The sequence below is a fragment of the uncultured Nostoc sp. genome, from assembly GCF_937863485.1.
GTDB lineage: Bacteria > Cyanobacteriota > Cyanobacteriia > Cyanobacteriales > Nostocaceae > Nostoc.
Genome location: NZ_CALMFY010000048.1, coordinates 1 through 10,607, shown reverse-complemented (window position 1 = coordinate 10,607; position 10,607 = coordinate 1). Strand labels below are relative to the sequence as shown.

The following is a 10,607-nucleotide window of genomic DNA, read 5'->3' as shown; positions in this document are numbered from 1 at the left end:
AGACAAGATAACTGTCGCTGTCTGGGTTTCGTGGTTAAGTTTCAACAACCATCCCGACTAGAGGTGGGTTGAAAGCATCCATTGATTGTCCCATCACTGAAAGTTGTTATGTTTCAACAACCATCCCGACTAGAGGTGGGTTGAAAGGTGAATTCGTTATTGAAACCAGTGTAGCCGTTGCAAGTTTCAACAACCATCCCGACTAGAGGTGGGTTGAGAGACTCTCGTCTAAAATCAACAGCGAGTGCTGGGCAAGTTTCAACAACCATCCCGACTAGGGGTGGGTTGAAAGTACGTAGGTCTTAGACATATTTTTCAATAGGAGGGTTGAAAGGCGCACTTCGTTCGGGATTCTTCTGAGCTTTGTAAGTATATTAGAAATGTAGTGGATAGACTCCACATCAATAAAGTCGGCGACACTAATTTGTTAACGGATGTCAGAAGTAAATCAATGACACGAATTTGTTAAGACGACAAACAATTCGTTAATAACGACATTAATCTGTTAACGACGACAAATAATTAGTTATTCGACAAGTACAATCGGGATGACTGGATTCGAACCAGCGGCCCCTTCGTCCCGAACGAAGTGCGCTACCAAGCTGCGCCACATCCCGCCATAAAAATGGCATTATCAATTAAGAATATCACAACCCGTGCCAAATGACAGAATTACATCTATATATGATCACTTTATCAAAGGCTTTGCTTGCTACGATTAAATTTGTATAACTTTAGTGGTAAAAGCGGATTGTGACTGTAAAACCAGACTGGTTGCGGGTGAAAGCACCTGGGCGTGAGCGCATCGGTAACGTTAAAGACATTTTACGGGATTTAGCTCTCAATACAGTTTGTGAGGAAGCGTCCTGTCCGAATATTGGTGAATGCTTCAACGCCGGGACTGCCACGTTTTTGATTATGGGCCCGGCTTGTACACGCGCTTGTCCCTACTGCGATATTGATTTTGAGAAAAAACCCAAACCACTAGACCCCACGGAACCTTCACGGCTAGCAAAAGCTGTTCACCGCATGAAACTTAATCATGTGGTAATCACTTCTGTAAACCGAGATGACTTGCTTGATGGTGGTGCATCTCAGTTTGTGGCGTGTATTAATGCGGTTCGCTCTGTTTCACCCAACACCACAATTGAGGTGCTAATTCCTGACTTGTGCGGTAATTGGAATGCTCTAGAGTTGATTCTACAAGCTGCGCCAGAGGTATTAAACCACAATACGGAAACTGTTCCACGCCTGTATCGCCGGGTGCGTCCCCAAGGAAACTACGATCGCACATTAGAATTATTGCAGCGATCTGGTCAAGTTTCTCCTAGCACATACACTAAATCTGGGATCATGGTTGGACTCGGTGAAACTGATGCCGAAATTCGCCAGGTTATGCAAGACTTGCGAACCGTAGATTGCGACATTTTGACAATTGGGCAATACCTCCAACCCAGTCAAAAACATTTACAAGTAAATGAATTTATCAACCCAGAACAATTTGCTGCTTGGAAGGCATTCGGCGAAGAAATCGGATTTTTGCAAGTTGTTTCTTCTCCCTTGACAAGAAGCTCATATCATGCGGAACAAGTCAGGGAATTAATGGAACGTTATCCCCGCAGCCAATTTTAGATTTTAGATTTTAGATTTTAGATTGCTAAGAAGATAGTGTGATTGGGTGATGGGGAGACTCTTGATTAATGACTAATCCAAAATCTGTAGCAATTCTGGGTGCAGGTGCTTGGGGTGCATCTCTGGCAAATCTAGCAACGGCGAATGGTCATCAGGTGCGCGTGTGGTCGCGTCAAGGTTCCCAAATCCAAGCAGTTTTAAAAGATGTCCAAATAGTCTTATCCGCTATCTCGATGATCGGTGTGAGAGATGTTGCTTCCCAAGTTCAGTCTTTCCCCCTTTCTCCAGAGACAATTTTTGTCACAGCGACGAAAGGCTTAGACCCCCAAACCACCTGCACGCCGTCGCAAATTTGGCAAACAGTATTCCCTAACCATGCAGTGGTTGTCCTGTCTGGGCCTAATTTATCTAAAGAAATTCAACTAGAATTACCAGCAGCAACGGTGGTAGCCAGTAACATTCCCACAGCTGCTCAATTAGTGCAGTTAGTATTTTCTTCTCAACGTTTCCGGGTATATACCAATCCCGACCCCTTGGGGGTGGAATTGGGGGGAACACTGAAAAATGTGATTGCGATCGCGGCTGGTGTGTGCGATGGTTTACAACTAGGAACCAATGCCAAAGCTGCTTTAGTCACCCGTGGACTTACAGAAATGGTTCGCATCGGTAACGACTGGGGTGCAAAGACGGAAACATTTTATGGTTTATCAGGTCTAGGAGATTTGTTAGCAACTTGCAATAGTCCCTTAAGTCGCAATTACCAAGTCGGCTACCAGCTAGCTGGTGGTAAGTCACTTACAGAAACTCTCGCAAATTTACAAGGAACTGCTGAAGGAGTGAACACTTGTCGGGTTTTAATGCAACGAGCCAAGCAACAAAACATTCCTGTCCCGATTACCGAGCAAGTTTATCGGTTACTTCAGGGTGAAGTCACACCCAGACAAGCGCTTGATGAACTGATGCTGCGAGATATAAAGCCAGAGTACAACTACTAGTGCAGCGGGTGCGGAAGTCTGTCTACCTTTAACAAGCGATTTTGCCCCTTGTTGTCTAGTTAATTGAGATGGTAGCTGGATTTACGCGCCCGTTGTACTAGTAGTCTGTCAAGTTGAAATTGATGGGTTAAAACTGACACGGTGAAATTTTCATTCTCCGCGTCTTTCAAAGTTCCGAGCGCCGGAATTTTCTTTGTGTCTCACTCTCTCTGTATCAATATAATTTTTGCTGTTAATACTAATCACTTTGCCGATATCTATTAGTTATACTTATACCTTAATTATCCTGAGAAAAAATTGATAAATCGTCAGGATATTACTTTTATAGCCATGTAAATGTGACTATGCGAATTATAAACATAATATTTACTGAAGTATTTTATACCGTGCTATAAAAATTACTATCAGTAACCTTCAAGGTTGAAATGTTAACTAAGTAGTTGAAATATTGAAAACCTAGCTGCGGATTTGAATAGCTATTGGTTCAATCAAAAGTTTAGCAGCCGATTAAGTTCAGTAATACTGTATCCAATAAAACCATTACAGTTAATTTCTAAAAAAATTGTAATGGAACCTTCAACCGTGTTAGTTCATCGTAAATCACGGGAACAATAGCAACAGTTGAATAGCTGACCGTAATCTAAGCTGACCGTACTCTATTGTTACCTGGAGCCATTGAGACAATCTTTATGCCAGCAACATCTTTTTATGCAGATGCCCCCTACAATACCAAAAAGTCCCCCCAGGCTTTGGACTCGGATCTCACAGTTGATGAGAGTGAGTTATCGGTAGATGATTTACAGGAACTGGAGATAGCTTCTGTTGACCATGCTAACTTTGCTGCTAACACTAACCGTCGGAGTACAGACCTAGTACGTCTATATCTTCAGGAAATTGGTCGGGTTCGGTTGTTAGGGCGCGATGAAGAGGTTTCAGAAGCTCAAAAAGTCCAGCGCTACTTGCGGATGCGGATAGTGCTTGCTAACGCCGCCAAGCAAGGGGATGAAGTTATTACGCCCTATCAGAAGTTAGTTGAAGTTCAGGAGCGTCTGACCTCGGAACTAGGACATCGCCCGTCTTTAGAAAGGTGGGCTGCCACTGCTGGCATAATTCTATCGGATCTCAGACCGACTTTGGCAGATGGCAAACGTCGCTGGGCGGAAATCGCCAAGTTGACAGTAGAAGAATTGGAGCAAATTCAGTCCCAAGGACTCCAAGCAAAAGAACACATGATTAAGGCTAATCTTCGCCTTGTTGTGTCTGTTGCTAAGAAGTATCAAAATCGCGGTTTGGAATTGTTGGATTTAGTCCAAGAAGGCACACTGGGTTTGGAGCGGGCTGTAGAAAAATTTGACCCAACTAAGGGTTACCGCTTCAGTACCTATGCCTACTGGTGGATTCGTCAGGGAATTACCCGGGCGATCGCAACTTCTAGTCGCACCATCCGCCTCCCTGTCCATATTACCGAAAAGTTAAACAAAATCAAAAAGGCCCAACGCAAAATTGCTCAAGAAAAAGGTCGCACCCCAACTCTAGAAGATTTAGCTACTGAGTTAGAGATGACACCGACCCAAGTCCGAGAAGTTTTGTTGCGGGTTCCTCGCTCCGTTTCTTTAGAAACCAAAGTAGGCAAGGATAAAGACACTGAGTTAGGTGAATTACTCGAAACTGACAGTGTAACCCCAGAAGAGATGTTAATGCGAGAATCTTTACAAAGAGACTTGCATCATCTTCTGTCAGATTTGACTAGCCGGGAGCGCGATGTAATTTTGATGCGGTTTGGTTTAGCAGATGGTCATCCTTATTCTTTAGCAGAAATTGGCCGCGCTCTTGACTTATCGCGGGAACGAGTCCGACAAATAGAATCCAAGGCTTTGCAAAAGCTACGTCAACCCAAGCGACGCAACCTCATCCGCGACTATTTGGAGTCTCTAACTTAGTCATTTGTGATTAGTCATTTGTCATTAAAAAACTGCACTTGACAAATGACTAGTACACTGTGGCGTCAGTTTGCCTACTTTTAACAAGGAATTTTGCCCCTTGTTAAGCCCCAAGTCTTGTTAATTGAGATGGTAGGTGGATTTAGGCGCCCGCTGTACTAGGGATAAAGGACTGATTTGATCCCAGATCAAAAGCCTCTTAGAGGATGTTTGGAAAGTCAACCTCACTTCCATTTCTCTCTCCTGCTCTTGAGAGGCTTTGAAACCCCCATTCCCTTCTGCACGAGAGGCAACTCTTAGAGACGCTCTTACGTTCGCCAACGCTAACATAGGGAAGGGGGGTAGAGGGGTTAGGTTTCGAGGGTTTTGATGTTAATAACGATACTTTTCAAACATCCTCTAAGCTCGACTTTATCCAAAATTAAGAACTTGGTTCTCTTAATCCGGCAAAAACTTTTTCCATGTCACTGATTATCGGTGAAATCGAAAAAGTAAAACTAGCGTCCCACAAAGGTTTCAGCCTCAGCTTGAGCGTTGTCAAAAAATGGATAAAGTCGAGCTTAGAGACTTGTAGCAAATAATTTGCATTTAATTGTACAAGAGTTTCCCCAGTCCTTTGCTCAGATATCTTGAAGGTGGGGATCAACTAAGCAATTCAAAACTCACTCATTCAAAATTCAAAGTCAAGGGATGCAATCGTTACAAGTATCCTTAACTATTAACTGTATGCAAATTAAATGCATTACAGTTTATTACTTGAATTTTGATCAAGATTTAATGAATATTTCTTAAATATTTAGTAATAATTATCAATAGGAAATGATTGTTGCAAATCACTCCAAATATTTGTTATATTCTCAACTAACAGGCTTTGTTGAGAAATATTAGTATGACTGTCTACACGACTACTTCACTCAAGGCAGAATTAAACGACCGAGGTTGGCGTTTAACTCCCCAGCGCGAAACAATTTTACACATTTTTCAAGAACTTCCGCAAGGTGAACATCTGAGTGCTGAGGATCTTTATCATCGGCTAGAAACTGATGGTGAAGGGATCAGTCTGTCAACTATTTATCGGACTTTGAAGTTGATGGCAAGGATGGGAATTTTACGGGAACTAGAACTGGGCGAGGGACATAAGCATTATGAGATCAACCAGCCCTATCCCCATCACCACCATCACCTAATCTGTGTCCGGTGCAACTCAACTATTGAGTTTAAAAACGACTCAATTTTAAAAATTGGGGCGAAAACCTCTCAAAAAGAAGGTTTTCACCTGCTTGACTGTCAAATGACCATCCATGCAGTGTGTCCTAAGTGCCAACGGGCACTGATGCCGCTTTAGCTACTTGGGTGGATAACAAGACGAAACTACTCAAATTAACCAAATAAGTGGAATTTTGAGCAGTTCGTAATTTGCTATTACTGGAGGCAAGCAACCAGTTGAGGACTGATACTAACAACGCCAAAGCGGATGCTAAAAGCGTCCGCTCTTAACATCCTTGAGACTGATGCCATAGAACTCTTGGGCTTGTTTAATCGCTTTTTTGGTGTCATCTGCCATCACACCGTTCAGCTTGCCTTTATAAAAACCCCGCTCCCGTAGTCGCGTTTGGATTTCCAGGGTATTAAACTCGCTTTTGCTAGCAGTATTAACTGAGCTATATAACTTAGATCGGGTAGTTGGGCCAGCAACGCCACTTGTTGCCAAGTGATTAGCTGCCTGAAATCTCTTTACAGCATTTGCAGTGTAGGGGCCATAGTAGCCATTTGGCTCTCCCTCTAAATATCCTGCCTGGATCAGTTGTTCTTGAACAATTCTAACTGGCTCACCGCGATCGCCTACACGGAGTTTATCTCGATTGACTACCTTTTTGGGAGCCTCTTCTCCATCACCGATGCCAATTCCCGGCAATTTACGTAATGTTGCTGGGCCAACAATCCCATCAACGCTTAATTTGTAAGAATCTTGGAAGCGCTGGACAGCTTCTTCGGTAATTGGACCAAATATCCCTGTGGCGTTTCCGTAATAAAAGCCTGCGATTCTTAAGCGTTCTTGCAAAACCCTGACATCTTCACCTTCATCCCCCTTGGCAAGGTAGTTGGGATTACGACGCTGGCTAGTTGCTGAACTAGTTGAACTAGTAGTGCTGGGCTTTTTGGCTAATAAAGTCGTAGGACTGGATTTTTTGGCTTGCCAGTTTTCTAATTTTTGGAGGGTGCTTCCTCCAACAATGCCATCCACTGGTAAACCAGCGGCCTTTTGGAAGCGCCGCACAGCTTCTTGTGTAGATACGTCATATACTTTGGTAACTGGAGCTTGATAAAAGCCTGCTCGTTTCAACTGTTGTTGTATATTTCTGACAGAAGGGCCTTGATCGCCTCTTTCCAGTGCCATGACGCTGCTGAGAGCGCCAAGAATGGACAAAGACAGAGCAAGGGGCAACATATACTTCCAAGCCCTACCAGAAAGCCGTTTCCAATCTGGTGCAGCTGCTTTGTTAAACAAAGAGCTGAGGAAGACCAATTCACTGGGTGTGCTGTCTTCGTAGGCGAAAGCTAGGTGCAAATACGCAAGATTCTCCATATTTATTTCCTACACCATTGATTTTTCTTCGATAACTGCTTCAGCTTGATGTACTAGGTTCCTCAAAGCTTCTAATGTTCCTATATTTACATCCTCCCACAAATTGCGCTTGTGTGCTTCTAATAATCTTTCAGCAATATCACGCAGTGCATAAGGGTTCTTTTGCTGAATAAATTCCGAGACAACTGGATCGAGCAAGTAAGCTTCTACTATGCCTTGATACATATAATCTTCTACACATTTAGCTGTTGCATCGTAGGCAAACAGATAATCCACCGTCGCTGCCATTTCAAACGCACCTTTGTAACCGTGGCGCATGACTCCCGCAATCCACTTAGGATTAACAACGCGAGAACGATACACCCGTGCGATTTCTTCTTTCAGTTGGCGAACGCGTGGTTGGGCAGGTATGGAATTATCACCAAAATAAGTTTGGGGATTTTTTCCCTGTAGAGAACGCACCGCCGCTGTTAAGCCACCCTGAAATTGGTAATAATCATCAGAATCGAGTAGGTCGTGTTCACGGTTGTCTTGATTGTGCAGCACAACTTGCATTTGCGCCAAGCGTTGCTTGAAGGCTTCGGGATTAGGGACTGGGGAACTCGGGGCCCCCTCTGGGGATAAGGGGCAATGGGGACTGGAGACTGGGGACTGAGGAATTTTATCCTCCCCTGCTCCCCCTGCTTTCCCTGCTTCCTCTGCTTCCTCTGCCCCGCTTCCTGAGGAGTAGGCGTAAGAACTCCAGTTGATGTAGGCGCGAGCTAAATCTTGGTCATCTGTCCAGTTTTGTGATTCGATTAAACCTTGGAGTCCGGCGCCGTAAGCACCTGGACGAGAACCAAAGATGCGATAGCGCGATCGCACCACTGCTGCTTCTAAAGTTAATCCTTGTTTTGTCCACAAATCAGTTTCTTGGCGAACTGCATCCGCGAGGGGATTTTCTTCTGGCGGCTCATCTAAGTCTGCAACTGCTGACACTGCTTGAGCAAATAAATCAATTAAGTTGGGAAAAGCATCTCGGAAGAATCCAGAAATTCGCAAGGTGACATCTACACGGGGACGCCCCAAAATTGCCAGGGGCAAAATTTCAAAATCCACTACTCGCCGCGCTGCACCATCCCATACAGGTTGGACTCCAAGTAAAGCCAAGGCTTCGGCAATATCATCACCCCCAGTCCTCATGGTGGCAGTTCCCCACATTGATAAGCCTAGTGTTTTTGGATACTCACCATGCTCTTGAGTGTAATATTCAACTAGGGTTTCAGCGGCTTTCCTGCCGATATCCCAAGCTGTTTCTGTGGGAATGGCGCGAATATCAACAGAATAAAAGTTTCTCCCAGTTGGTAGAACTTCGGGGCGGCCGCGCGTGGGTGCGCCGGCTGGGGCACTTGGGACGTAACCGCCATCAAGTCCGTGTAATAAGTAGGTAATTTCTTGGTGGGTTTGTTGTAAAGCCGGAAGTAGGCGATCGCGTATCCAGGTAGAGACGCGATGAATCGCGTCTGTGCGGGGGGGAGAGACGCGATGAATCGCGTCTGTGCGGGGGAGAGAGACGCGATGAATCGCGTCTGTACAAGAGTCTTGATTTATTAGTTTTTCTACTAGAAGGGCGGCGTGTTCTTCTAGGACTTCGACGATATCACCGAGGGTACGGCATTCTGTGCCATTGACTACTGAATATTCACCACTAGTCATTGACAAATCTGCTGTGAGGGGATCGAAGTCTAGACCCCAATCTTGAGCTATGGCACGGGTAATACCTGAAGAATAGCGATTAGGTATGCGAGCGATCGCTACTATTAAATCTCGTAGCTGGCGTCCTTCGGGACATTGCCCAAAAATGTGCAACCCATCGCGGATTTGAGCTTCTTTCAATTCACAAAGATAGCCACCGATAGAATTCAAAATTAAGGATTCAGAATCAAAAATTTCTGTTTGATTTTGGATTCCTAAATCTAGATGGAGATTTTCTTTGATCACCAGTTCGCGGATGCGATCGCGAATCACTGGCAAACGCGAAGGATCTAAACTTTCCGCTTCATAATATTCATCAATTAAATTTTCTAGTTGTTGCAAAGAACCGTAGAGTTCCGCACGAGTCATGGGCGGCGTTAAGTGATCTATAATCACCGCTTGAGCGCGACGTTTGGCTTGGGAACCTTCACCAGGGTCATTCACAATAAACGGGTACAGGTGGGGAAGTGCGCCGAAAGCTACTTCTGGATAACAATTACTCGATAAAGCCACACTTTTACCGGGTAGCCATTCTAGATTTCCGTGTTTGCCCACATGAACCACAGCATCAGCACCAAAACATTCTCTAACCCAATAGTAGAAAGCTAAATAAGCATGGGTTGGTTCTAAATCCGGCGCATGATAATTCAAACTGGGGTCATTATCATAACCCCTTGGTGGCTGAATTCCAACAAAAACGTTCCCAAGTTGAATTCCAGGAACGGGCATTGGGTTATTCCCCTTGTCTTTTTTGTCTTCATGGCCCATTTCCCACCTTTCGCTAATACCTTGCTGCACTGCTGGCGGTAAAGAAGCGAAATATTCTTGATACTCTTCCCAAGAGACACTTTGGTGTACCGGAAGCCATTCTCGACCTTCCGGATCATTTGTTACACCATTTGTCAACCGTTGAATCAACTCATCTCCTTGAGCAGGTGGATTTTCTACTTCATACCCAGCCAGATGTAAAGCTTGCAGGATTTCTACACAACTAGCTGGGGTGTCCAGTCCCACACCATTAGCGAGGCGTCCATTCCGGTTGGGGTAGTTTGCCAGAATTAGGGCAATTCGCCGTTCTTGGGGGGGTTTGTCACGCAGACGCGCCCAATTGGCTGCTAGTTTAGCAACGAACTCGATGCGATCGCTCACTGGTTCATAAATTACCACATCTGTCTCTAGATAGGGATTACGAGTTTGCACTTCTTTAAAAGACACAGCACGAGTAATAATCCGCCCATCTACTTCTGGTAGCGCTACATTCATCCCAATATCGCGGGGAGAAAGCCCTTGAAACTGTGACTCCCATTGCTCAATTGACCCACCACTAAGGATTACCTGCAACACAGGCACATCTAATTTTTGCCACAGGTCGGTTTGGGGTGTTTCGCTTTCCAAGCGTGCTAGAGAAAAACTGGTGGTATTTAGCAGCACAGCTATTGATTGGGCTTCTTTGGGTTGGAAAAATTCACTCAACTCAGCCTGAACATCTGGTTCACGCAACGAGGAAACAAACACTGGCACTGGTTGTAAATTTTTCTGTACCAAGGCTTCGCATAAAGCATCGATTACCTTAGTATTTCCCGCTAAATAATGGGCACGGTAGAAAAGAATGCCGACTTTGGGGATAGGGCATTGGAAGCTTTGAGGTTCTGAGGTGGATTCATCCAGTTCCGAGGTAGATGAACGAGTATCAAAGGTGGATTAATCCAGTTCCGAGGT

General features: G+C 44.7%; 5 protein-coding genes, 1 tRNA gene, 1 pseudogene and 1 CRISPR repeat array. Of the genes and pseudogenes, 4 read left to right on the top strand and 3 right to left on the bottom strand.

The window, feature by feature from the left end; all coding sequences use genetic code 11:
- Nucleotides 1–38 precede the first annotated feature (38 nt).
- Nucleotides 39–292: direct repeats of the CRISPR family, unit length 34 nt; unit sequence GTTTCAACAACCATCCCGACTAGAGGTGGGTTGA.
- Nucleotides 293–543: 251 nt separating this feature from the next.
- Nucleotides 544–617, bottom strand: a tRNA-Pro gene (locus tag Q0541_RS07235).
- A 136-nt stretch (nt 618–753) separates the two neighbouring features.
- Here Q0541_RS07235 and lipA point away from each other — a divergent pair.
- The 4 genes from lipA to Q0541_RS07215 all read left to right on the top strand — a co-directional run bounded on the left by lipA (nt 754) and on the right by Q0541_RS07215 (nt 5,912).
- On the top strand, nt 754–1,632 hold the full coding sequence (lipA, locus tag Q0541_RS07230) for a lipoyl synthase (RefSeq protein ID WP_298907568.1): 879 nt from the start codon (nt 754–756) through the stop codon (nt 1,630–1,632).
- Nucleotides 1,633–1,700: 68 nt separating this feature from the next.
- Nucleotides 1,701–2,627 carry an NAD(P)H-dependent glycerol-3-phosphate dehydrogenase gene (locus tag Q0541_RS07225; RefSeq protein ID WP_298907566.1) on the top strand — a complete coding sequence of 309 codons (927 nt, stop codon included), beginning with the start codon at nt 1,701–1,703 and terminating at the stop codon, nt 2,625–2,627.
- Between the two features lie 689 nt (nt 2,628–3,316).
- Complete coding sequence (sigC, locus tag Q0541_RS07220) at nt 3,317–4,567, top strand: RNA polymerase sigma factor SigC (protein ID WP_298907564.1); 1,251 nt, start codon at nt 3,317–3,319, stop codon at nt 4,565–4,567.
- A gap of 889 nt (nt 4,568–5,456) precedes the next feature.
- Entirely contained in the window at nt 5,457–5,912 is a 456-nt protein-coding gene (locus Q0541_RS07215) for a Fur family transcriptional regulator (RefSeq protein ID WP_298907562.1), read from the top strand.
- 132 nt (nt 5,913–6,044) lie between these two features.
- Here the strand turns inward: Q0541_RS07215 and Q0541_RS07210 are convergent, their stop codons facing one another.
- Both Q0541_RS07210 and cobN read right to left on the bottom strand, forming a co-directional pair.
- Nucleotides 6,045–7,154 carry a peptidoglycan-binding protein gene (locus Q0541_RS07210; protein WP_298907560.1) on the bottom strand — a complete coding sequence of 370 codons (1,110 nt, stop codon included), beginning with the start codon at nt 7,152–7,154 and terminating at the stop codon, nt 6,045–6,047.
- 9 nt (nt 7,155–7,163) lie between these two features.
- Nucleotides 7,164–10,559: pseudogene (cobN, locus tag Q0541_RS07205) on the bottom strand (cobaltochelatase subunit CobN); the annotation flags it as partial.
- Between the last annotated feature and the right edge of the window lie 48 nt (nt 10,560–10,607).

What these genes read in the sequence shown, in the direction of transcription:
- Q0541_RS07225 (WP_298907566.1), top strand. Translation starts at nt 1,701, where the DNA reads ATGACTAATCCAAAATCTGTAGCAATTCTGGGTGCAGGTGCTTGGGGT.
- sigC (WP_298907564.1), top strand. Translation starts at nt 3,317, where the DNA reads ATGCCAGCAACATCTTTTTATGCAGATGCCCCCTACAATACCAAAAAG.
- Q0541_RS07215 (WP_298907562.1), top strand. Translation starts at nt 5,457, where the DNA reads ATGACTGTCTACACGACTACTTCACTCAAGGCAGAATTAAACGACCGA.
- Q0541_RS07210 (WP_298907560.1), bottom strand. Translation starts at nt 7,154, where the DNA reads ATGGAGAATCTTGCGTATTTGCACCTAGCTTTCGCCTACGAAGACAGC.